The sequence below is a fragment of the Pedobacter nutrimenti genome (assembly GCF_003208655.1).
Taxonomy (GTDB): domain Bacteria; phylum Bacteroidota; class Bacteroidia; order Sphingobacteriales; family Sphingobacteriaceae; genus Pedobacter; species Pedobacter nutrimenti.
In genome coordinates this window covers 731,226-753,490 of record NZ_QKLU01000002.1, presented here as the reverse complement: position 1 = coordinate 753,490, position 22,265 = coordinate 731,226, and the positions used below count along the sequence as shown (strand labels likewise).

Below are 22,265 nucleotides of genomic sequence, written 5' to 3'. Positions count from 1 at the left end.
TAAATGAAGGTAAAAAACAAATGCATTAATCGTTGAAAATGAAGCAAATAACAATGATATTCTATATTGATCTACTACCATTTAAGCGACCTTCATAACATGGCCGGTATTTATATTCATATTCCATTTTGCAAAAAAGCATGTACCTATTGTGATTTTCATTTCAGTACTTCCCTGAAATACACAGAAGAAATGACCGATGCCATTTGCAGGGAGCTCCTGTTAAAAAAAGACCGCATTAGCGGACAGGTGGGCAGCATTTACCTTGGTGGCGGAACACCTTCTGTTTTAACAGCAGCCCAGTTGAACAGGATTTTTGATACCCTTACACAGCATTTCTCCATCGCTTCGGCAGCGGAGATCACCATAGAAACCAACCCCGATGACCTGAATGCCTCGAAACTGGCAGAACTCAAACAACTGCCTGTTAACCGTTTCAGTATTGGCACACAGTCTTTTTTTGATGAAGACCTGCGCTGGATGAACAGGGCGCACAATGCTGCTGAAGCGGAATCGTCCATTAAGCGCAGCCAGGATGCTGGTTTTGAAAACCTCAGCATAGACCTGATTTATGGCTATCCCATTCTGACAGACCAGAAATGGGAACAAAACATCAGCACCGCCATTGATTTGGGTGTGCCACATATTTCTGCTTATTCATTGACCGTAGAACCCAAAACAGCGCTTGCTGCCAACATAAAAAAGGGCAGGCAAATCCCGATCAGCGACGACCAGAGTGCAGAACAGTTTCAAACCTTAATCCGCAAACTGGCCCTTGCAGGTTTTGAACATTATGAAATTTCCAATTACGCTTTGCCTGGCCGCTATGCCGTACACAATACCAATTACTGGAGAGGCATTCCCTATCTGGGAATAGGTCCTTCTGCGCATGGTTTTGATGGTACAAACCGCTACCACAACATTGCCAATAATGCCATTTATCTGGAAAAACTGGATAAAAATCAGCTGGCAGAAAGTGTTGAAGAGCTGAGCAACCTGGACCGCTTAAACGAGTATTTAATGACCTCTCTTAGGACCATGTGGGGCACCGATCTGGAAAAGATTGAACGGGATTTTGGGAAAGTTTACCGGGAAGAGACCCGTTTTAACATCAAACCCTTCCTGGACAACCATTGGTTAAACCTGGAAGAAAACCACTTCAGGTTAAGCCCCGAAGGAAAATTATTTGCAGATCATATTGCCTCTGAATTATTTCTGATTGAGGAACATGAAAGCATTATCCGCAGCAAAAAACAAAGCGAATAGAATCAAGGAGGGAATGATCGCTTCATAACCATTAAAAAGATATTATACACTAATGAAACCATCATGAGTTTACAATCCCAAAAAGCATCAAAACAAAACTCATGATCGCTTCATAACCATTAAAAGACAATGAAATACGAATGAAAAATAAAGTTGTTTGGATCACCGGGGCATCTTCCGGAATTGGCGAGGCGCTGGTTTATGCGTATGACCAGGCCGGGGCTAAACTCATTTTATCTTCCCGCAACAGGGATGAACTGTACCGTGTAAAATCCAATTGTAAAAACCCCGTCCATGTTCATGTATTACCTGTGGACCTGGAAGCGACTGAAAGCCTGGAACAAAAAGCAATGGATGCCCTGCGGATCTTCGGAAGAATTGATCTGCTGATCAACAGCGGAGGGATCAGTCAGCGTGGCCTGGCGCTGGAAACCGCACATGAAACTGAAGCGCGGCTCATGAAAATTAATTTCTGGGGTACGGTGGTCTTGAGCAAGGCCATATTGCCCTCCATGATTGAAAAATCAAGCGGACACATTGTTTGTATCAGCAGCCTGGTGGGTAAATTCGGCACACCTTTACGCTCTGCCTATGCGGCTTCCAAACATGCCCTGCATGGATATTTTGATTCCTTAAGGGCCGAAATTTATGATAAAAATGTGTTTATCACGCTGGTTTGCCCAGGTTTTATCAAAACTCAGGTGAGCATCAATGCCCTGACCAGCACGGGCCAGGCGCAAGGCACCATGGACCAGGCACAGGAAAACGGAATGTCTGCACCACACTGCGCGCAGGAAATTGTTAAGGCCATTGCGGCGAAAAAAGAAGAAGTTTACATTGGCGGGAAAGAGGTAAAAGGGGTGTTATTTAAAAGGTTGTTTCCTTTAAGATTTTCAAAATACCTGCGGAAAGCAAAAGTAACCTGAAATTTAAAAATTATTCTTTTTCACATCTGCCCTTCAGACTTCTTCGTATCTGCTGGTATAAAACAGAACTCATGAAAAGAATAATTTTATCCGCAATTGCCTTAGTAGCTTTGGCATTTTCAACCCCTACATTTGCCCAAAAAAACCCAATGGTTGGCGGTGCCCCAATGTATCCGACAAAAGACATTATTGACAATGCGGTCAATTCAAAAGACCATACCACACTGGTGGCTGCAGTTAAAGCCGCGGGCCTGGTGGAAACCCTGAAAGGTGATGGTCCCTTTACCGTTTTTGCCCCAACCAACGCCGCTTTTGACAAGTTGCCTGCCGGTACAGTGGATATGGTACTGAAACCAGAAAATAAAGCCACCCTGGTTAAAATTTTAACCTATCATGTCGTTGCCGGAAGAATGACCGCCAAAGACATTGCCAAAGCCATTAAAGCCGGCAATGGAAAAGCAGAGCTCACAACGGTTAGTGGTGGAAAACTATGGGCTGCCATGGATGGAGATAAACTGGTCCTGACCGATGAAAAAGGCGGCACTGCGACCGTGACCATAGCCAACGTCATGCAGAAAAACGGTGTAATCCATGTTATTGATACGGTTTTAATGCCAAAATAATATTTCCGTTGCAACTCACCCTGAAAGGTATGCTTTAAAAAGGCGTACCTTTTTTTATGAATTTAAAGGCATTTTTTCCTCTGTAACTCGTATCTTAAAAGATGGAGGAACCCATTAAACTGACTATTACCCCCTTTGTGTCAGCATAATTTCAATTTTTAAATGCTGGCCTTGTACAAAATTGACCCTTTTTTAACTTTGTTAATCTTAACATTATATTAACATGAAGTTTGATCTCTCACCCATTGACACGGTAGATCATATCTCAAAAGAAGATTTTGAAGAGCACTACCTGAAAACAAGAAAACCACTGGTCATTAAAAGCATGTCTAAAGAATGGCCCGCGCACCAAAAATGGACATTGGATTATATGAAATCGGTGGTGGGGGATCAAACGGTACCCCTTTATGATAGCTCAAAAGCAGATCCCTCCAAGCCCATTAATGCTTCGGCAGCAGAAATGAAGTTCGGAGATTATATAGACCTGATTAAAGAGACACCGACCGATTTGAGGATTTTTCTTTTTGACCCGATCAAACATGCGCCGAAGTTACTGGACGATTATATGGCACCTAAAAACCTCATGGGCGGTTTTCTGGACAGTTATCCGAATATGTTTTTTGGAGGAAAAGGTTCTGTGACTTTTTTACACTACGACATCGACCTGGCGCATATTTTTCATACCCATTTTGGTGGCCGCAAGCATGTTATTCTTTTTGAAAACAAATGGAAAGAGCGTTTATACCAAATTCCTTTTGCCACCTATGCCCTGGAAGATTATGATGTGGAAAAACCGGATTTTGAAAAGTTTCCGGGTTTAAAAGGTGTAAAAGGAATTGAAGCCTTTCTGGAACATGGCGACACCCTTTTTATGCCCACTGGCTACTGGCACTGGATGAAGTATCTGGATGGTTCCTTTTCCATTAGTTTAAGGGCCTGGGACAAGTCCTGGGCCGTAAAGGCAAAAAGTTTGTATAACCTGACCCTGCAAAGAAAGTTTGATGACTTTATGAAGGGCAATTTCAGGGAAAAATACATGAGCTGGAAAGAACAGCTGGCCATGAAAAGGGCAAAACAGGCCCTGGAAAAGAACTATCCTGAATAATTTTTTATCCGGGTATAAATATTCTACTTTTTTCGTTATTAAGAATTAATTTAGACATTTGTTTAAACAAGTCATTTTTTCTTAATTATATGAGCTTTATTTTAAAGCCGGTAGATACCGTTGAAAACATCAGTCCGGAAGATTTCAAAAAGAATTATCTGGATGCCAGACGTCCTTTGATCATTAAGGGCTTAACCAAATCCTGGCCAGCCAGAGAGAAGTGGACTACCGACTATTTAAAGCAAATTGCCGGTGAAGTAAATGTAAGCCTGATGGACAATTCCAAGGCAGACCCCTCCAAACCGATCAATGCTTCGGTAGCCAATATGAAATTCGGGGATTACCTTGACCTGATCAAATCACAGCCCACCGAGCTCAGGATTTTCTTTTTTAATCTTTTTAAGCATGTACCCGGTCTGGTAGACGATATCGTTATCCCTAAAGACCTGATGGGCGGTTTTATAGAAAGCATGCCCGCCATGTTTTTTGGTGGTTCCAATTCGGTTACGTTTTTACATTACGACATTGATTTGCCGCACCTTTTCCATACGCATTTCGGTGGCCGTAAACACATTATCCTTTTTGACAACAAATGGAAAAAAAGATTATACTGCATTCCAAATGCCACTTATGCCCTGGAAGATTATGATGTAGCCAATCCGGATTTTGAAAAATTCCCGGCTTTAAAAGGCGTGGAAGGTTACGAAGTATTTCTGGAACACGGGGATACCCTGTTCATGCCAACGGGGATGTGGCATTGGATGAAATACCTGGACGGTTCTTTCTCATTGAGTTTAAGGGCATGGGATGCTTCCCTGAGCCGCAAAGCGCAAAGTGTATTTAACCTTGCCATTAAAGGCGGTCTGGACAGTGTACTGAAAATGGCTTTCAAAGCCCCTTATGCACAATACAGAGAAAGGCTGGCCATCAAAAGGGCAGAAAGGGCACTTGCCAACCATCAGCCCAAATAAAATTGAAACATAAAGTCACTTCGGTAGGGGAAATTTTATGGGATGTGTTCGGCGAAGAGAAAAAAGCCGGCGGATCTTCTATGAACGTGGCCCTGCACCTGCACAAGCAAGGGATAGACAGTGCTTTTATCAGTGCCGTTGGCCAGGATGAAAACGGAAAAGCTTTGCTCCTTTTTTTACAGGAGCAGCAGCTTTCTGCAGCCCTGGTCCAGGAGCATCCTTTACTGCCAACCAGTACGGTCCAGGTGCAACTGGATCACCTTCAGCAGGCCAGTTATACCATCATCGAGCCTGTTGCCTGGGATGCCATAACGCTCAATGCGCAAAACATTCAGGCTGTAAAACAAGCCGATGTATTTGTGTACTGCAGCTTAACCTGCCGAAATGAGCTTAGCCGCGCCACAATTTACGCGCTGCTGGAACACAGCAAATTCAATGTGATGGACATTAACCTCCGGCCGCCTTTCTATCAGCTGGATACCCTGGGGCACCTGCTTGGGGCTGCAGATCTGTTAAAAATTAACGAGGAGGAACTGGCCTACCTGAATACCGCCCTGCAACTGGCTGCAAACAGCACTGAACAAAGCTGCAAACAGCTTTCTGTTTTGTTTGGCATTCAAACCATTTGCATTACCCTGGGCGACAAGGGAGCCATGGTTTGGCAACAAGGACGTTTATACCGGCATCCGGGCTATAAAACCACTGTGGCAGATACAGTGGGTGCAGGAGACTCTTTTCTGGCGACCTATATCAGCAGTATGCTGCAGGGTTACCCCATAGAAACCATACTGGACCGTGCCTGCAGTGTTGGTGCTTATGTGGCTTCACAGCCTGGTGCCAATCCGCCTTATAGCCCAACGGTTTCGGCCCTTTTCCATTCTTAAATATGACATCAGGCTTAAAATAGTTCAGCATCAAACTTTTACCTTCGGTAATTCGTTAATAAGAAGATATGAGGGGTTTCCATTTTTCAGACTTTATACCCGGTGAATTGCCAAAAGGAGGTTTTGAAGAACTCCTGAAGCTATTCACGCAATTGCTCAATTATACAGCAGGGGATGCTGGCGAAGCACTTTCCTGGATGAATGAATTGGATAAACAATACAAGTTTACCAATAATGACTATGCCATGGGCGATTTTATGGATGAGCTTAAAGAAAAAGGCTACATCAAAGAAAACAACCAGACCGGCGATATAGAGATCACAGCAAAGACAGAACAAACCATCCGTCAGTCCGCACTGGAAGAGATCTTCGGGAAACTGAAAAAATCGGGAAAAGGAAATCACAATTCTAATGTTTCGGGAATTGGGGAAGAAAAAAATGCAGACCGCAGGGAGTTTGCTTTTGGGGACAGCCTGGACCAGATTGACATGACCACTTCCATTCAAAATGCACAGGTCAATCATGGGATCCACAATTTCACGCTGACCGAACGGGACCTGGAGGTAGAGGAGAAAGACTACAAGACCCTCACTTCTACCGTGCTGATGATTGACATTTCCCATTCCATGATTTTGTATGGGGAGGACCGCATTACACCCGCAAAAAAAGTAGCCATGGCACTGGCCGAACTGATCAAAACCCGTTATCCTAAGGATACCCTTGACCTGCTGGTGTTTGGCAATGATGCCTGGGTCATTACCGTTAAAGACCTGCCCTATTTGCAGGTTGGCCCCTACCATACCAATACTTATGCAGGGTTGGAGCTTGCCGTAGACCTGTTGCGCCGCAGAAAAACCCATAACAAGCAGATTTTTATGATCACCGATGGCAAGCCAACCTGTTTGAAAGAAAATGGCCGTTACTATAAAAACAGCATGGGACTGGACCGAAAGGTGATCAACAAAACCCTCAATATGGCCGCACAGTGTAAAAGGCTGAACATCCCCATTACCACTTTTATGATTGCAAAAGATCCTTATTTACAGGAATTTGTGAGGGAATTTACGCAAGTCAATGGGGGAAGGGCCTTTTACAGCTCCCTGAACGGTCTTGGGGAATATATTTTTGAAGATTATATAAAAAACAGAAGAAAAACAGTCCGTTAGGATTTTATTAAATATGGATTATAAAAACATTAAAACGCTCGGAGACCTCAAAGCCTCCGGATATCAGTCTTTAACGGTCAAAGATGAGCTTAGAAAAAACCTGGTCCGGCAGTTGAAAGCAAAAGATGCTGGTTTTGAAGGCATCCTGGGCTATGATGAAACCGTTATTCCCGAACTGCAAACAGCAATTTTATCCAGACACAACATTTTACTTTTGGGTTTGCGCGGACAGGCAAAAACCCGTATTGCCCGTTTAATGGTCAATCTGCTCGATGAATATATTCCTTACATCAGCGGAAGCGAGGTTTTTGACGACCCTTTAAATCCAATATCCTGGTATGGAAAACATGAAATTTCCATTCATGGGGACCAGTGCCCGGTCAGCTGGCAACACCGCTCGGAGCGCTACACTGAAAAACTGGCCACTCCGGATGTAACCGTCGCCGATTTAATCGGGGACGTAGATCCGATCAAAGCAGCGACCTTAAAGTTAACGTATAACGATGAACGGGTGATCCATTTTGGCTTAATTCCCCGCGCACACCGCAGCATTTTCGTCATTAATGAACTGCCCGATCTGCAGGCCAGGATCCAGGTGGCTTTGTTCAATATGCTCCAGGAAAAAGACATCCAGATCAGGGGTTTTAAACTTCGCCTTCCATTGGACGTGCAGTTTGTATTCACGGCCAATCCGGAAGATTATACCAACAGGGGCTCCATTGTGACGCCTTTGAAAGACAGAATTGAAAGCCAGATCCTGACACATTACCCCAAAAGTATAGGCATCTCCAGAAAAATCACTTTCCAGGAAGCCAAACTGACAGAGGAACAGAAAAGCTGTATTGAGGCCGATGGCCTGTTGAAGGACCTGGTGGAACAAGTTGCCTTTGAAGCCCGTAAAAGTGAGTTTATAGATCAAAAATCGGGTGTTTCGGCCAGACTGACCATTTCGGCCTATGAAAACCTGATCAGTACTGCCGAAAGAAGAATGCTTGTCAATGATGAAAAACAGACTTTTGTCCGCTTATCAGATATGATTGGAATTATTCCTGCCGTGACCGGTAAAATTGAACTGGTTTACGAAGGGGAACTGGAAGGTCCGGCAAAGGTGGCCAATATCCTGATTGGTAAAGCCATCCGAACTTTATTTGCCCGTTATTTTCCGGATCCGGAAAAAGCTAAGCGGGCTAAAACCCCAAATCCTTATGTGCCCATTGCCGATTGGTTCACAGACGGCAACACGCTGGACATTTCCGATCAGCTGAATGATGCCCAGTATAAAAAAGAACTGATGTCGGTAACCGGCCTTCATGATATGGTGAAAAAATTTCATCCCAAACTCAGTGCCGTGCAAACCCTGCTGATGATGGAGTTTATTTTACATGGCCTGGCAGAATATTCCATGTTAAGTAAAAACTACCTCGACGGGGGCTTTGGTTTTTCCGATATGTTTGATAGTTTGTTTAGTGGCAGTCCTGAGGAGGATGATGATCTAGATTTTAGATAAGATGGGGCGTTTACCGATATTGATACTGATCACCCTGGTCATGCTGGCCCTGGACTTTTATTGTTACAAGGCCATACTTTCTGCATTTAAAAACTGGACGGAAAGCGCAAAAAAACGCTTTACCTGGTTGTGGTGGGGTTACACCATTTTGCTCACCATTGGCGTATACAGCGGCATATTCCTGAACATATTTTTGTCCTTAAGGGCCATTATCCTGGTTGCTTATTTTCTGACCATTGCCTGTAAGGTGGTGTTGATCCCCTTTCTGGTCATTGACGATCTGCGCCGCCTGGTCCTGGGCCTGCTGCGGCGCTTTAAAACCGAAAAGCCAGTTCCTCAAAAACCGGCATCCCCCAGCCTGGGAGAACCCATCAGCCGTTCTTCTTTCCTGGTCAAAGCAGGACTGGTGGTGGCTGCTGTTCCCCTGACCTCTTTAAGCTGGGGAATTGTTTCAGGAGCCTATGACTATAAGATCAAAAGGAAAACCTTAATTCTTCCCAACCTCCCCAAAGCTTTTGAAGGGATTAAACTGGGACAGATTTCGGACATCCATTCGGGTAGTTTTTACAACCATAAAGCGGTTAAAGGCGGGGTAGAAATGCTCCTGGCTGAAAAACCCGATTTCATTTTCTTTACCGGTGACCTGGTCAACGACATGGCCACAGAAATGCGGGATTATCAGGATATTTTCACAAAGGTAAAAGCGCCGCTTGGGGTTTACTCTACCCTGGGCAACCATGATTATGGAGATTACCATTTTGGAAGAGGACCTTCTACCGCCAAAGCCAAAAACCTTAAAGATGTGATTGCCACGCATAAGGTGATGGGCTGGGACCTGCTTATGAATGAGCACCGGAGGTTAAAAGTAGATGGAGAAGAACTGGGTATCCTGGGGATAGAAAACTGGGGCATGGGCCGCTTTCCAAAATACGGCCGCATGGACCTTGCTGTAAAAAACACAGACGATTTGCCGGTAAAATTACTGCTTTCGCATGACCCCTCCCACTGGCGGGGAGAGGTACTGGAAAAGTATCCTCAAATCGATGCCATGTTTAGCGGACATACCCATGGAATGCAGTTTGGTGTCAGGACCAAAGATTTTCAGTGGAGCCCGATTCAATACATCTATAAGGAATGGGCAGGCCTGTACCAGGAAAAACAACAGCAGCTGTATGTCAATGTGGGTTATGGCTTTTTAGGTTATCCGGGCCGGGTAGGCATTTTACCCGAAATCACCATATTCGAATTGAAGCGGGCTTAATCAGCCCGCATTAAAACGGTATCCAACCCCTCTTACGGTTTGCAGCAATTGCGGGTTATCCGGATTGATTTCTATTTTTTTACGCAGACGGACAATGTGCATGTCCAGGGTGCGGGTATTTACATCTGAGTTATAACCCCAAACCACCAGCATCAATTCGTCCCTGTTGATCACTTTGTTCGGGTTGCGCAGAAAATACAGCAGGATCCTGTTTTCAAGGATGGTCAGTTCTATCTTTTTTCCGTGCCTGTACAGGGTATGGATGTTTGGATGGTGTTCCATATCTCCAAAACGGTGTATTTCAGAGCGATCGTTGTTCAGCAGGAATTTCACTTTGCTGTCCAGCATGGCCACCAGCACGTCCATGTTAAAGGGTTTGGTCACATAATCTGAAGCCCCAAAATTATAGGCGTCAATCTTATCTACGTCCTGGGCCTTGGCCGTCATCATAATGATCAGTTTGTCAAAACCCATTTTACGTACTTCCTCGCAAACTTCTGCCCCTTGTTTTCCAGGCAGCATCCAGTCCATCAGTACGATATCCGGTTTTTCTTCCATGATCATTTTTTGGGCAGCATCGCCATCTCCTACCTCCAGAACTTCATAGCCTTCTGATTTTAAGCGGTGTACTACAAGAAAACGTAAATTTTCATCGTCTTCAACTATTAATATTTTAATTCCTTTAGACATCTGTTTTAATCATTAAATGGTAGTACAATTTTAAATTCTGTTCCTTTGTTTACCTTACTTTTCACGCTGATCTCTCCTTTCATAAAGTTAACAAGTTCCTTACAGAAAGCCAAGCCCAGTCCCACACTCCCGTTTTGGTTATATTGGTTCTGAATGCGGTAAAACTTTTTAAAAACGTCATTGATCTGAGGGGAAGGTATTCCTATCCCATGGTCTGTAAAGCGGATCACCACCCTGTTTTTGATCAATCTTGCTGTAATATGCAATTTTTTTCGTTCAGGGGGAGAATACTTGTAGGCATTTTCTGCCAGGTTGTCAAATAAACTCCCCAGCAGCACCGGATCGGTAATGAAAGTCTCAAAGCCCGAAGTTTCATAACTGAAGTCAAAATCAGGGTGTTTTAAAGTATGTGACTCTATGGTGCTTTCTATAAAGTCCTTAATGTAAACTTTTTCCTGGTTCAGCTCTATCGCTTTATTTTCAATCTGCGTAAAGGCCAACAGCTTGTTCATCAGGCCGTTGAGTTTGTCAGCTTCTTCATCCAGTATTTTACCGTACAGCTTCTGCTCTTTTTCGGTAAGGGACGCGGCGCTTTTGATGTTGTTTCCTGCAATTTTAATAACGCTTACAGGGGTCTTAAACTCATGGGTAAGGTTATTTACAAAATCATATTGCAATTTAAACATCCGGTGGTTAATGTTCAGGTTGCGGAAAATCAAATAAGCCACCAGCACCAATATGCCATAAAACACCAGTACAATAATGGCGATAGGTAAAAAATACCGCAGAATTTCACGGTCTACAAAAGATTTTGCAGAGATAAAATACAGTTTATAGTCTGAAAAAGGGCCTGGGAGCGCAATTTCTGTAGCGACAAAATCTGATGAGGTATCCAGAGGATCGTAAGTCAGCGGCTCTATCCGGATGTTTTGATACAGTCTTGGCCGGGAATTGATGATCCGGATTTTATAAGGGTCCAGGTAAAAAGACAACATGTCCTGCTGGTAAACCGGTGCCGGGTCCAAAGCTTTCCGCAGCATCTGTTTGTAGATTTTAAGGTCCTCAAAACGCGGAAAATTTAAATAGGTAATTTTGTTGGAACGGACAATACTCAGGTTACTGAACAACTCATCCTGGCTGGGTACCTTGGTGGTGTCGAGCCTTTCCACATAGGAAATCAGTTTTATTCCCAGGGCATTAAAATCATCGGCCCTGCTAAAAGAGCGTTTGTCCTTTACCGAGAACAATTTAACAGAATCTTCAGGCACCAGGCTCCCGAACTGGTAAATCGCCTTGGGGCCAAAAGAAAAATGACCGGTATTGAGCCCGTCCCTGACCGGGTGATTGGCAATTTCGGAATCGTAAAACACCACCCTGGACACAAAGGGGTATTCCAGCAAAAGGGTGTCTACAAACTTAGCGGTTGTCGCAGAATCGAGGTAACCATTGTAATAGGAGACCTCGGGCAATTTATTCTGAAAAAAGTTATTGTAAGGCTTTACACTTTCTTCCAGCACTTTTACTTTTTCGGAAGCAAAATCGTTTTCAATAAATTTTTTACTAAAGTTATAGGCCAGAAATAAAGACAGGATAAAAAGGACCGAAATCAGAATGATAAAGGTAACGATCAATGAAAAATTCTTACGGTAACCGCTGTTCTTTTCTGCGTTCATCCCAACCGGTCTATTTCTTCTTAAGGTTCGCTTCTAAAAACTGCTCCAGGGCCATATAATACCGCTGTCTGTCTTCCGCTGTATTTTGCTGATAATCGGCATTTGGTTTTTCCAGATAGGTCACATTTACCTTGCGCTTTTTTAGTTCTTTAACAAACTGGATCACCTCACCCGGATTGATCCATTTTTCTTTGGAGCTTTGTGCAATAAACAAAGGTACGTTCATTTTATCTCCGTGAAAAACTGGCGAGGCCTGGCGCATATAATCGGCATCGGTTACCGGATTTCCGATCATATCATAATACATCTGCAAATTGGTTTTTAAAAAAGGAGGGATCGATTTCAGGTAACTGAACAAATTGATTACCCCCGAATTCGAAGCCGCGCAGGCATACAGGCCCGGACTGGCGTACAAACTATTCAGGGCAATGTACCCTCCAAAACCGCTTCCGTAAATGGCAATCCTTTTTGGGTTGACCACATTTTTTTTAATCAGCCATTTGACACCATCTTCTATATCGTCATTGATTTTCAGTCCCCATTGTTTAAAACCGGCTGCATTGAATTCTTTTCCATAACCTGATGAGCCCCTGTAATTGACCTGAAATACGGCATAGCCCCTGTTGGCCAGAAACTGTACCTCGGCATTATAGCCCCAGCCATTTCTGCTCCCAGGTCCGCTATGCGGCAAAACAACCATTGGCAGATTTTTCGGCGCTTTATTTTTAGGCAGGGTTAAGTAGCCCTGAATGAGTAAACCATCCCGGGAGGTAAAACGAATGGGTTTCATTTCGCTCAGCTCATCGGGCTGCACAGAGGAGTTGACATCGGCCAGTTTACGCAGGGTCCCGCTGCTGGCAAAATACAAATAATAAGAGCCCGGGTTTCTATCGGTATAGGTCCGGATGACATACAGGTTTTCGGCTTTGTCCCGGTCAACGATATAGGAATCCGTATTGGGCAGCAACTGGTCGAGTTTCTCATAGAAGCGTTTTACGGTATCGTCCAGATAATATTTTTGCCGTTTCCAGGTCTCGTACACCACATAAGCCATCCGCTTTTTCCGGACCGAATATTGCGCTTCTACCACATTGAGGCTGTCATTTCCAAACAAGACTTTGCTTTCTTTTCCGGTTTTACAATCCAGTTCCACCAAGGCATTTTTATCCCGCTTTACATTTGAAATGGCATAAATAATATTCGGTTTGCTTTCTGCAAAAGCAACAGGGCTAATGGTTGTCCGGAAATTATTGGTCATGACCGGTTTAAATTCCTGGTTTTCATTTTCCCTGTACAGCAGGGTTTCATTCACCCCGTCACTGGAAGTGGCCAGCCTAAGCTTGGCTTTTGCATCGGTAAACCAGCTGGTGATGTTTCCGGGGTTTTTCACCGCCATCTCCATTTTGCCGTTCCGGACGTTAAGCCTGTACACATCAAAAACAGTCGAATCTCTTTTGTTGGATGAAACCAGCAGGTATTTATCATCGATCAGCTGGTCTTTGAGGATCCGCATCCTGCTGCGCTCGTTATCATTCAGCTGCCTTTCATTTTTGCCTTCCTTATTGATGATAAACACATCGATCTGTCTGGTAGAGCCGTCTTTTTTATAGTAAACCAGTTCGTTATCACTTACCCAGGTATAATAATTTACCTTTTTATCGCTCAAATTGGTAATCTGACTGGATTCACCACTGGCAATATCTTCCACAACAATATTTTGCTTTTTCCCTTCCAGCTTAAAATAAGAAAGGCTTTTCCCGTCGGGGGAAAGCGCAAAACCCGATTTGTCCTGGGATTTAAAGAAATCGGATACAGCTATCTCTTTCCCTTTTTGTTTGCAGGCAAACAAGAGCGTTGCCAAAAGTAGCCAGATGTATCTCTTAGGTATGATCATAGTATAAATTAGCTTACAAAAATACACATCACCTCCAAGCGAAGGAGATTATTCACCAATATTGTTACTTTAACTTTAAAGCAGCGCCTCTAAAACATTGGTTTTCACAACTTACAGAATTATATTCGGGCAGCTGTCCAAATTTATTGAAGCTTAATTCTTATTTTTAACCCTGATGAAGAAGCTGATCCTTACTACCCTTTTGTCCTTACTGAGCATTTACCTGCTGGCACAAAGAAACAGTGAAGATGCTTCTGCCTATCAGTATTATGAACAGGGGGATTATCCTAAAGCTGTAATACTGTTCGGAAAGCTTTTTGAAAGCAGTAAAAAGGAAGTTTATTTTGATCTTTATCTGAATGCCCTGCTCAAAACAGGACAATACCAGGATGCAGAAAAGGTGGTCCGAAAATACCTGGGTACCCAACCTGGCAATTTGAAATTTGAAATTGCAATGGGCAGGATTTATCAGGAAAATGGTCAGGCTGAAAAAGCAACTAAATTCTTTAATCAGTTTATCGCGAGCCTTCCTCCTGAAGAAGACAAGATCCGTTTGTATGTCAATTACCTGTACAGGTTTCAGTACTATGACCTGGCCATCTCTGCTTTTTTACAAGGCAGAAAGATAAGCGGAAATGACCAGATGTTTGCTTTTGAACTGCTGAACCTATACCGTTACAAAAAGGATAAAAATGCACTCGTGGCAGAATACATGAACGTTTTACCCACTATGCCTGCCCTGCTGATCCAGGCACAGACCAATTTATCGGCCGTTTTTGAGAGCAGTAACGATTACCTGACCTTACAGGCTGTATTGCTCAAAAAAATCCAGAAAGACCCGGACAATGAAACGCTCAATAAACTGCTCATCTGGGAATACCTGCAAAGGCAGGAGTTTGAAATGGCCCTCCGCCAATTGATTGCCCAGGACAAAAGACTAAACCACAGCGATCAGGAAATTTTCAATATGGCCTCCACTTTTATTTCAAACGGGGCGAACACGACCGCCATTAAAGCCTATGAATACCTTATGGCCAAAGGAAATAAAGGAGAATATTATCTTCCTGCCCGAATTGAGCTCATCAACACCAAATATTATCTGCTGCTGGATGGCAAATTCGAAAAAACTGCGGTGGCCGAACTGGCCGCTCAGTATGAAGCCTTAATCAATGAATTTGGAAAAAACCTCCGGACGCTCTTTGCCATGACCCGTCTGGCCAACCTGGAGGCTTATTACCTGAACAATTTTACCAAAGCAGAAAATGCATTGGAAGAGGCTTTAAAAATTCCAAACTTAAATATGCAAGAAGCCGGACGCATCAAACTGAACCTGGCCGATATTTATGTACTGAACAATGAACCCTGGGAAGCTTTTTTGGTTTATGAACAGGTCGCCCGTAAGTTTGAAAACCAGGACATCGGAAATGAAGCCATGTTCCGTTCGGCAAGGCTTTCCTTTTTCCAGGGAAATTTTGCCTATGCAAAATCGCAGGCGGATGTTTTAAAAGCCTCCACCTCCCAGCTTATTGCGAACGACGCATTAAACCTGAGTTTATTGATTTCAGATAACCTTCAGTCCGCAGCAGACAGTGCAGCGCTTAAAATGTATGCAGACGCTCAGATGCTGGAATTTAGAAAACTGCCTCAAAAGGCCCTGATCAAGCTCGACAGCATTTCGGTTGCCTTTCCAGGAAACAGCCTTAGCGATGACATCCTGATGGCCAAATCCAAATTGTTTATCCAGCAAAACAACCTTAGCCAGGCTGCCCTGATGCTACAAACCATTATCGATAAACATAAAGAAAGCCTTTGGACAGATGATGCCCTGTTCCTGCTGGCGGACCTGTACGAAAACAGGCTTGGCAAAATCGAGGAAGCCCGTAATTTATACCAGAAACTGATTACAGATTTTCCCGGAAGCATGTATGTTTCTCAGGCCAGGAAACATTTCCGGAAACTCCGGGGCGATGCGGTTGACTTATAGTTTTATATTATCTTTGCGGCATGTTATTATATAATGTTACCCTGATTGTTGAAGACGCCTCGGCCCAGGAATGGCTGGAATGGATGAAAACTGTACATATACCAAAAGTAATGGCAACCGGCAGGTTTGTATCCAACAGGCTGCTGGCCGTTTTGGATTCTCCCAATGAAGGCCAGACCTTTTGCAGCCAGTATGTTGTGGAAAGTATGGAAAACTATCTGGACTACCAGCAACTGGATGCGCCCGCCTTGCAGGAAGAACTGAACACCCGTTTTAAAGACAAATTTGTTGCCTTCAGGACCTTGATGGAATACCTTGACTAATCTCCATATGAATTTAATACAAACACCCATAGCCGACCTGCTGGTCATTGAACCCAAGGTCTGGAAAGACAGCCGCGGATATTTTTACGAAAGTTACAATACTAAAATCCTTGCTGAAGGGGGTATTGATGTAACCTTTGTCCAGGACAACCAGTCCTTTTCACAAAAAGGAACCCTAAGGGGGCTCCATGCACAAAAAGCACCTTTTGCCCAGGGAAAACTGGTCCGGGTCATCCGTGGCCGCGTTTTGGATGTTGCAGTGGATATCCGTAAAAATTCATCGACCTACGGACAGCACTATAGCATTGAGCTCAGTGGTGAAAACCATAAACAACTTTGGGTACCTCCCGGATTTTTACACGGTTTTCTGACACTGGAAGACGAGACCATCTTTACCTATAAAGTGAGCAATTATTATGATAAGGATTCTGAAGTTGGGGTAATGTGGAACGATCCGGATCTGAATATCGACTGGAGCAAAGACATTTCCCAAAATGATCTTTTATTATCCGATAAAGACCTGTTGCTGTCTTCATTTAAAGATTTCAACAGTCCTTTTTAAAATTTTTAGACATAAAAAAGCCTGGTCATGGGATATGACCAGGCTTTTTTATGTCTGTTTATTTATTGTTTGATCAGATTGTACAGTTCATCCAGTTTTGGTGACAATACAATTTCTATCCTTCGGTTTTTACTCCTGTTTTCGGCATTGGTATTGGGCGACAGGGGCTGGTACTGGCCCTTACCGGTAGCCGTCATCCGAACAGGCTCTACTTTTTCAACTTCTGTCAGATACCTGACCACCGAGGTTGACCTCAATACACTCAGGTCCCAGTTGTCTTTGATCTGTCCAAGGTTATTGATTTTCTGTGAATCTGTATGCCCTTCTACAGCAATATTAATTTCCGGCTGTTCTTTTAAAACGGTCGCCAGCTGCGTTAGGGCCTGTTTACCCTTTTCATCAATAACTATACTTCCAGAAGGGAACAACAGTTTATCTGTCAGGGATACATAAACTTTTCCGTTTTTAATGTCTACACTTAAACCGCTTTTGGTAAAACCAAGTAATGCCTGCTGTAATTTTTCCCTCAGCTGGTTGGTGGCCTCATCCCGTTTACGGAGAATTTCCTCGACTTCTTTTAAGCGTTTCTCCCGGGCTTTCAGGTCACCAGACAGCTTGCTGATCTGTGAAGAACTGTTGTCTTTTAATTTAGCGTAATTTCCACCCATTTCAGCGTATTTCCCATTCAGGTCATTGAGCTGTCCGTTAATAGAAGCGGTATCTTTGCGTAGTTTCGCCAGCATGGCTTCCAGCTTCTGGTTGTTGTACTGAGATTCGAGCCAGCCATTGCTTAAGGAATCCTGCTTGGCCAGCAAACCTTTATATTTTTTAGGAGAGAGGACCACGCAAGAGGTCATGGAGGCGATCAAAAGGAATATGGCCAGGCCAAAAAAAGTCTGTTTCATTAAAGTGTTCGTATGTGTTTTTAATTACTGCTCAATTGCATTCCGTAAAAATGCAACTAAAGGATAAATGGTTTCAAAGTATTTTTTCAACTTATTAACGATTTCCGGTTTAAAAAATTCTTCGTCTTTTAAATTTTTAATGACTTCGAAACTTTTAAGCTTCAGATAAGCAATGTTCGGATCTTCAGGATCGTATCCTTTGGGTGCATTTTTCAGGGAGTTTTCCATACTGAAGCTAAAGTGCTCCGAAAAATTCTTTTCCTTTACAATTTCCAGAAAATCTGAAATGTTGTAATCAATTTCCTGACGGATCAATTTTAAATGAGCGCTTTCCGGCATCCAGTAACCTCCGGCAATAAAAGAGTTTCCGGGTTCCAGGTGCAGGTAATAACCCGGCTCCGGTCCCACTTTTGTGCGGGAAGAAAACCAGATTCCAAAATTGATTTTATAAGGATCTTTATTTTTACTGAACCTGACATCCCTGTAAATCCTAAGCACACACTTTTTAGGATCGGTATCTGCCGATAACAAGGGGTCGGTCTTTGCAATTTCAGGGATAAGCTTTTTTACAAAAGCCAACACATCTTCTTTGGCCTGCTCATAGGCTGGTTTATGTTCTGCAAACCATTCCCGATTGTTGTTGCGGGCAATGTCTTTTAAAAAGGCAAAGGTAGAAGCTTTAATCATGTTTCAGACTGATGTTCTTTTTACGGTATTTTAAATACCACAAGGTACCCAGCCCCCCTATTAAAAGATAGGGTATCGCCATCAGATAAAGTACACCTGTGTTTAATCCTTTACTTTGGGTATTTCCGTTTTTCACGCCCTGTTCTGCACTGATGGTACACATTGCACACTGGGCAACTGCAGTCTGGTGCTGTGAAAAGACAGAAAGCAGGATAAAAACGGCGATAAATGCAATCCTCTTCATAAAAGCAAATATAAGTAAAGAACGTTAATCAGGGATAAAGAATTGTGAAGGACAAGTCATTAAATAAAAAAGCCGGACAATTGTTCGGCTTAGATAGAGCGACGTTGATTAGTATATCCCCTTTTTCCATCCGGAAGAAGGGGGAGCGTATTCACCTATTGTATTCGTTGTTTCAAAAATTTATCCATGAAAAAAACCTATAAATGTTTTGACCCCATAAGAATATATTTCTGTAAACTCATTGGCTGCCGGGTCTGATGAATATAAATGACAGGCAACTTTGAGTTTCATAAAGAAATGTTCACCATAAACAAAATCAGCATATTGAATAATGCCATCGGGTAACACACCATTATAATTTTGTAACATGGTCCGCCTGGTCAACCTATCCTCCGGTATGACCAAATTACCCATGACGTCGGTAAACACACTTGTTATTACAGCATTATAAACGGCTAATTTCGATCTGATGAAAGCAAATTCATTATAACTCTGAGGCTCAGCTACTCCAAACAACTCCCAGTAATAGGTCATTAACCTATCTTGCATCTGTTCTAAATCTTCCAGAGGTGTCCCAACATCTGGAGCTGGTGGCACCAATACATGTCCGTTTCCTGATCCGGCTGGGAAAGTAGGATCCTTGTGCGTTTGATCATTATAGCACTGATCGTAGGCATCATTATCTCCATACTTTGAACTATTTTTGTCTGTAAACCGAATGGTACACCCTATAGTTCCCCCAACCTCATAACCTGCCTTATAAGTATTATCCACCAAAAGGTTGTCAAGTTTTTTACTTTTTCCAGTACCTAAGTCCGTTTTCCTTTCGTCTTCTTTTTTACAGGATAATAATCCTGTAAAAAATACCAGCGAGAAAAATAATATTTTGTTTTTTTCCATACTCATTTATTTACTAAGTGATCCTATTCCTTCCAGCTAATCCATGCTCTGGCATCAGTAAAACTCACCAAATCATAAGAGGTCACACCGGTTTTTATCACATAAAATCCTCCGGCATCATATAGTTTGTTTGTCGTTGAAGTTACTATTGGTAAAATGTTAGCCGGAGCAGTACCAAATGAACCAAAATTCGTAAACTTAATTGTTCCATTTGCAGGGAAAGATGCAACCGGGGCCGGTCCGTATGCACCGTATGCATTATCAACAATAAAACCTAACCTGGAATAAGCAGGATTATATTTCGGGTAAAAAAGTAAAAACCCAAAAGCCGGAATTGTCCTTACCTTATAAGCGTCCGGCACACCATCAATTGTAAAACCAGCTGAAGCAGTCCAATAAGCACCATTAGGAGGGCTATTGTAAAAGGTGGCCGCCCAAGTCATATCATATTTTAATGGTGTTATAGCTTCTTTCAACTGAAATGCACTTCCGTTTATTGTTCCTGAAAACGTTGTAGTTGCCGCGTCAAATGTTACAGCTTTGATGTCAGTCACTTTTGTGCTCCCAATCGTTAAGGGGCTTAAAAACACTATAGTTGTTCCATCCACATAAAAGCCACTGGTCACAGAGGTCATATTGGCCCCGTTTAAGTAAGAAAAAGTCAGTGCTCTTGTTGCTGAATTGATTTTAACCTCGCAATCTACCCCGCCAATAGTCGTTCTTTTAAAGTATGTTTTTAACCGGCTCAGTTTATTTAACACATCCAATGTTCCAGTCGTAAAATTTGTATAATCTGCCGCTGAGGCTGCTTTAACGAGCACAAGTTTGCTTCCTAATTTGTTTCCAACCAGCCTGATGGTATCACCGGCTATTTTATCAAAATAAAACTCAAAATCTGAATTATAACCTGCTCCGGCTGCGCCGCCATTTGAACTTGGATCGGGATCTGTTAGCAAATGAATATAGGAATAGGTATCAAACAGTAAAGACGGTGCCTGTTGCGCCCTTAAGCGATAAGTACTCTCAAAACTGGTGGACGATGTTGTTGCATTTATGTCCGAAAGCATATTGACCCTGTCATTGGTGCCAAATTTCATCGAGAACAAATAAACACCACCACCACTTGGATACAAAAATGCCTTCCATCCGGTGGTATTTCCGGTCAGGGCATCACTATAAGACTTCATGGCCGCAGCAGTGCGTTCTTCCGGTCTTTCACCCGGTGCAGGGTCTATCCCTTTCTTACAGCTGCCAAACAGCGCAGTGAAAAGGAGACCATATAATAAATATTTTTTCATCAGAATATATAATTTGATTTAAATCCCTTTGTTAATTCAATGTTCCGATCAGATAGGAGTTCTGGTCTGTTGATTTGTAAAATGCACCAAAAGCACCAGGTAAACCTTTTGTTCCCGCAACCACATTTGGAGCATAATCAATTTTAAACTTGTTGTTGAGCAGATAGTTTGCTATGCCCGCAACTGAGTTTTTGATCACACCATAGTTTCCGTAAGTCGTGGTGGTTGGTTGAGGTGACACCGGCGTAAGGGTGGCAACACCATTTCCATCTATGGCCATGGTATAATCTATATCCCCATAATAAGTGGTTGTTCCTGCCGTATTGGTAAAAGTATACCTGAAAGTCATCAGGTTGCCTGTTCCAAAAGTCATTGAATATTGTGTCAGCACAAAATTTTGTGCAGCCATAGCGGTTTTAGAGGTGTTCCATAAACCCAAAAACTCAGCTGACTGCGGGGTTTGGGTTGAAGGACTGGCCGTAAATGTCGTATAGGTTTGACCGGTTCCCAGAACTGTACTTAAAGGAGGGGCATTGCGATCTGTAGCCGCAGTAACCTCAGCCTGAAGTGCATAAAAATCAATGTTCCAAACTGTTCTGAAATATTCTACCACGAATTGCTCCTTTTTACGAAGCTTGGCCTGAGGATCGGCAGGCAATGCATTTACAATCGCATCATATTGTAATTTTCCATACTGAAGCATAGAGGAAACCATTTCTGCAAAATCCTCTAAAGGATTAGACCTGGAATATTGGGTAATAAAACCAAGGGACCTTGCCGTAGTCAGATTTGGAATGTTCCAGTTTGCCGTATAGTCAGATTTGGTGACCAGATCAAAATCGGGCTTATAAGGTGTTTTCTGATTTAAAATGTGTGTAAACTCATGCTGAATGGTATGGATCATTTCTCTTGTATTGGCTGTATTGCTTTTAGAAAAATAATTGATCACATATAAAACAATCTTTTTTCCTCCTTCAGCAGTTCCCAGTACGATCGTTCCATCTCCATTATAGGAAGGGCTTCCAATCAGGTAAAATTGTTTTGGGGTATTTATTTTCATGAAATTCGCACCACCAACCTTTTCGTATGGCCTGATCCAAATGTCCCGGACAGTTTCCATTGCAGGGATAATCAGGTTTTCTTTTGGCGGGGCCAGATTCTTATCCAAATCGGCTTCATAAGGATCCCAACGGTATTTAACCTCTATATTATAAGGGTTTAAGAAATTTACCTCCAGCCAGGTATCTAAAGAAGATTTGACGGTTGCGTTTCTGTCTATAGCATCTAAATTCGCATTAAGGGTCTCGTTCTTTTTACAAGAAGTAATACCAAAGCCCATAAAAACTGCGAAGAGACTTATTATAAATATTTTTTTCATCTTTCTAAATTTTAAATG

At 42.8% G+C, this 22,265-nt stretch carries 21 protein-coding genes; 12 read left to right on the top strand and 9 right to left on the bottom strand.

Features of this window, described 5'->3' with window-relative positions; translation table 11 throughout:
- Positions 1 to 99 precede the first annotated feature (99 nt).
- The 9 genes from hemW to B0O44_RS07960 all read left to right on the top strand — a co-directional run bounded on the left by hemW (position 100) and on the right by B0O44_RS07960 (position 9,709).
- The gene (gene hemW, locus B0O44_RS08000; RefSeq protein ID WP_110829047.1) at positions 100 to 1,266 is read left to right on the top strand and encodes a radical SAM family heme chaperone HemW; all 1,167 of its coding nucleotides are present in this window, start codon (positions 100 to 102) and stop codon (positions 1,264 to 1,266) included.
- A gap of 140 nt (positions 1,267 to 1,406) precedes the next feature.
- On the top strand, positions 1,407 to 2,192 hold the full coding sequence (locus B0O44_RS07995; RefSeq protein WP_110829045.1) for an SDR family oxidoreductase: 786 nt from the start codon (positions 1,407 to 1,409) through the stop codon (positions 2,190 to 2,192).
- Positions 2,193 to 2,263: 71 nt separating this feature from the next.
- Positions 2,264 to 2,815: a fasciclin domain-containing protein gene (locus B0O44_RS07990; protein WP_110829042.1), complete on the top strand. Its 552-nt coding sequence runs from the start codon at positions 2,264 to 2,266 to the stop codon at positions 2,813 to 2,815.
- A gap of 223 nt (positions 2,816 to 3,038) precedes the next feature.
- Positions 3,039 to 3,920, top strand: a complete 882-nt coding sequence (locus B0O44_RS07985; protein ID WP_110829039.1) for a cupin-like domain-containing protein — start codon at positions 3,039 to 3,041, stop codon at positions 3,918 to 3,920.
- A gap of 89 nt (positions 3,921 to 4,009) precedes the next feature.
- A complete protein-coding gene (locus B0O44_RS07980) occupies positions 4,010 to 4,891 on the top strand; it encodes a cupin-like domain-containing protein (RefSeq protein ID WP_110829037.1) in 882 nt (293 codons plus the stop codon).
- A gap of 2 nt (positions 4,892 to 4,893) precedes the next feature.
- Positions 4,894 to 5,775, top strand: a complete 882-nt coding sequence (locus tag B0O44_RS07975; RefSeq protein WP_110829034.1) for a carbohydrate kinase family protein — start codon at positions 4,894 to 4,896, stop codon at positions 5,773 to 5,775.
- A 68-nt stretch (positions 5,776 to 5,843) separates the two neighbouring features.
- Positions 5,844 to 6,941: a vWA domain-containing protein gene (locus tag B0O44_RS07970; RefSeq protein ID WP_110829032.1), complete on the top strand. Its 1,098-nt coding sequence runs from the start codon at positions 5,844 to 5,846 to the stop codon at positions 6,939 to 6,941.
- 13 nt (positions 6,942 to 6,954) lie between these two features.
- On the top strand, positions 6,955 to 8,448 hold the full coding sequence (locus tag B0O44_RS07965) for a sigma 54-interacting transcriptional regulator (protein WP_110829029.1): 1,494 nt from the start codon (positions 6,955 to 6,957) through the stop codon (positions 8,446 to 8,448).
- A 1-nt stretch (position 8,449) separates the two neighbouring features.
- A complete protein-coding gene (locus B0O44_RS07960; protein ID WP_211321334.1) occupies positions 8,450 to 9,709 on the top strand; it encodes a metallophosphoesterase in 1,260 nt (419 codons plus the stop codon).
- On the opposite strand, the gene B0O44_RS07955 is transcribed toward B0O44_RS07960, so the two are convergent.
- Genes B0O44_RS07955 through B0O44_RS07945 form a run of 3 tightly spaced genes read right to left on the bottom strand, consistent with a single transcriptional unit; the run spans position 9,710 to position 13,966 of the window.
- The gene (locus tag B0O44_RS07955) at positions 9,710 to 10,399 is read right to left on the bottom strand and encodes a response regulator transcription factor (RefSeq protein WP_110829026.1); all 690 of its coding nucleotides are present in this window, start codon (positions 10,397 to 10,399) and stop codon (positions 9,710 to 9,712) included. It lies immediately after the preceding gene.
- A 5-nt stretch (positions 10,400 to 10,404) separates the two neighbouring features.
- Complete coding sequence (locus B0O44_RS07950) at positions 10,405 to 12,072, bottom strand: sensor histidine kinase (RefSeq protein ID WP_110829023.1); 1,668 nt, start codon at positions 12,070 to 12,072, stop codon at positions 10,405 to 10,407.
- Between the two features lie 10 nt (positions 12,073 to 12,082).
- Positions 12,083 to 13,966, bottom strand: a complete 1,884-nt coding sequence (locus tag B0O44_RS07945; protein WP_110829020.1) for a S9 family peptidase — start codon at positions 13,964 to 13,966, stop codon at positions 12,083 to 12,085.
- Positions 13,967 to 14,141: 175 nt separating this feature from the next.
- Here B0O44_RS07945 and B0O44_RS07940 point away from each other — a divergent pair, with 175 nt between their 5' ends.
- Genes B0O44_RS07940 through rfbC form a run of 3 tightly spaced genes read left to right on the top strand, consistent with a single transcriptional unit; the run spans position 14,142 to position 16,835 of the window.
- On the top strand, positions 14,142 to 15,950 hold the full coding sequence (locus B0O44_RS07940; protein ID WP_110829018.1) for a tetratricopeptide repeat protein: 1,809 nt from the start codon (positions 14,142 to 14,144) through the stop codon (positions 15,948 to 15,950).
- Between the two features lie 20 nt (positions 15,951 to 15,970).
- Entirely contained in the window at positions 15,971 to 16,273 is a 303-nt protein-coding gene (locus B0O44_RS07935) for a DUF4286 family protein (RefSeq protein WP_110829015.1), read from the top strand.
- Positions 16,274 to 16,280: 7 nt separating this feature from the next.
- Positions 16,281 to 16,835, top strand: coding sequence for a dTDP-4-dehydrorhamnose 3,5-epimerase (gene rfbC, locus B0O44_RS07930; RefSeq protein WP_110829012.1), 555 nt, complete (start codon positions 16,281 to 16,283; stop codon positions 16,833 to 16,835).
- A gap of 62 nt (positions 16,836 to 16,897) precedes the next feature.
- Here rfbC and B0O44_RS07925 read toward each other — a convergent pair whose 3' ends face one another.
- The 6 genes from B0O44_RS07925 to B0O44_RS07900 all read right to left on the bottom strand — a co-directional run bounded on the left by B0O44_RS07925 (position 16,898) and on the right by B0O44_RS07900 (position 22,247).
- Positions 16,898 to 17,740 carry an OmpA/MotB family protein gene (locus tag B0O44_RS07925; protein WP_110829009.1) on the bottom strand — a complete coding sequence of 281 codons (843 nt, stop codon included), beginning with the start codon at positions 17,738 to 17,740 and terminating at the stop codon, positions 16,898 to 16,900.
- A gap of 24 nt (positions 17,741 to 17,764) precedes the next feature.
- Complete coding sequence (locus B0O44_RS07920) at positions 17,765 to 18,427, bottom strand: DUF2461 domain-containing protein (protein ID WP_110829007.1); 663 nt, start codon at positions 18,425 to 18,427, stop codon at positions 17,765 to 17,767.
- Positions 18,420 to 18,671, bottom strand: a complete 252-nt coding sequence (locus B0O44_RS07915; RefSeq protein WP_110828998.1) for a hypothetical protein — start codon at positions 18,669 to 18,671, stop codon at positions 18,420 to 18,422. Before B0O44_RS07915 ends, B0O44_RS07920 begins: the two co-directional genes overlap by 8 nt.
- 180 nt (positions 18,672 to 18,851) lie before the next feature.
- Positions 18,852 to 19,571, bottom strand: coding sequence for a hypothetical protein (locus B0O44_RS07910; RefSeq protein WP_146229782.1), 720 nt, complete (start codon positions 19,569 to 19,571; stop codon positions 18,852 to 18,854).
- 23 nt (positions 19,572 to 19,594) lie between these two features.
- On the bottom strand, positions 19,595 to 20,869 hold the full coding sequence (locus tag B0O44_RS07905; protein WP_110828993.1) for a DUF4302 domain-containing protein: 1,275 nt from the start codon (positions 20,867 to 20,869) through the stop codon (positions 19,595 to 19,597).
- 31 nt (positions 20,870 to 20,900) lie between these two features.
- A complete protein-coding gene (locus B0O44_RS07900; RefSeq protein ID WP_110828991.1) occupies positions 20,901 to 22,247 on the bottom strand; it encodes a zinc-binding metallopeptidase in 1,347 nt (448 codons plus the stop codon).
- Positions 22,248 to 22,265 lie beyond the last annotated feature (18 nt).

What these genes read in the sequence shown, in the direction of transcription:
- B0O44_RS07905 (WP_110828993.1), bottom strand. Translation starts at nt 20,869, where the DNA reads ATGAAAAAATATTTATTATATGGTCTCCTTTTCACTGCGCTGTTTGGC.
- B0O44_RS07940 (WP_110829018.1), top strand. Translation starts at nt 14,142, where the DNA reads ATGAAGAAGCTGATCCTTACTACCCTTTTGTCCTTACTGAGCATTTAC.
- B0O44_RS07985 (WP_110829039.1), top strand. Translation starts at nt 3,039, where the DNA reads ATGAAGTTTGATCTCTCACCCATTGACACGGTAGATCATATCTCAAAA.
- B0O44_RS07910 (WP_146229782.1), bottom strand. Translation starts at nt 19,571, where the DNA reads ATGGAAAAAAACAAAATATTATTTTTCTCGCTGGTATTTTTTACAGGA.
- B0O44_RS07960 (WP_211321334.1), top strand. Translation starts at nt 8,450, where the DNA reads ATGGGGCGTTTACCGATATTGATACTGATCACCCTGGTCATGCTGGCC.
- B0O44_RS07980 (WP_110829037.1), top strand. Translation starts at nt 4,010, where the DNA reads ATGAGCTTTATTTTAAAGCCGGTAGATACCGTTGAAAACATCAGTCCG.
- B0O44_RS07945 (WP_110829020.1), bottom strand. Translation starts at nt 13,966, where the DNA reads ATGATCATACCTAAGAGATACATCTGGCTACTTTTGGCAACGCTCTTG.
- B0O44_RS07950 (WP_110829023.1), bottom strand. Translation starts at nt 12,072, where the DNA reads ATGAACGCAGAAAAGAACAGCGGTTACCGTAAGAATTTTTCATTGATC.
- B0O44_RS07925 (WP_110829009.1), bottom strand. Translation starts at nt 17,740, where the DNA reads ATGAAACAGACTTTTTTTGGCCTGGCCATATTCCTTTTGATCGCCTCC.
- B0O44_RS07955 (WP_110829026.1), bottom strand. Translation starts at nt 10,399, where the DNA reads ATGTCTAAAGGAATTAAAATATTAATAGTTGAAGACGATGAAAATTTA.
- B0O44_RS07965 (WP_110829029.1), top strand. Translation starts at nt 6,955, where the DNA reads ATGGATTATAAAAACATTAAAACGCTCGGAGACCTCAAAGCCTCCGGA.
- B0O44_RS07970 (WP_110829032.1), top strand. Translation starts at nt 5,844, where the DNA reads ATGAGGGGTTTCCATTTTTCAGACTTTATACCCGGTGAATTGCCAAAA.
- B0O44_RS07920 (WP_110829007.1), bottom strand. Translation starts at nt 18,427, where the DNA reads ATGATTAAAGCTTCTACCTTTGCCTTTTTAAAAGACATTGCCCGCAAC.
- B0O44_RS07990 (WP_110829042.1), top strand. Translation starts at nt 2,264, where the DNA reads ATGAAAAGAATAATTTTATCCGCAATTGCCTTAGTAGCTTTGGCATTT.
- B0O44_RS07995 (WP_110829045.1), top strand. Translation starts at nt 1,407, where the DNA reads ATGAAAAATAAAGTTGTTTGGATCACCGGGGCATCTTCCGGAATTGGC.
- B0O44_RS07935 (WP_110829015.1), top strand. Translation starts at nt 15,971, where the DNA reads ATGTTATTATATAATGTTACCCTGATTGTTGAAGACGCCTCGGCCCAG.
- hemW (WP_110829047.1), top strand. Translation starts at nt 100, where the DNA reads ATGGCCGGTATTTATATTCATATTCCATTTTGCAAAAAAGCATGTACC.
- rfbC (WP_110829012.1), top strand. Translation starts at nt 16,281, where the DNA reads ATGAATTTAATACAAACACCCATAGCCGACCTGCTGGTCATTGAACCC.
- B0O44_RS07900 (WP_110828991.1), bottom strand. Translation starts at nt 22,247, where the DNA reads ATGAAAAAAATATTTATAATAAGTCTCTTCGCAGTTTTTATGGGCTTT.
- B0O44_RS07915 (WP_110828998.1), bottom strand. Translation starts at nt 18,671, where the DNA reads ATGAAGAGGATTGCATTTATCGCCGTTTTTATCCTGCTTTCTGTCTTT.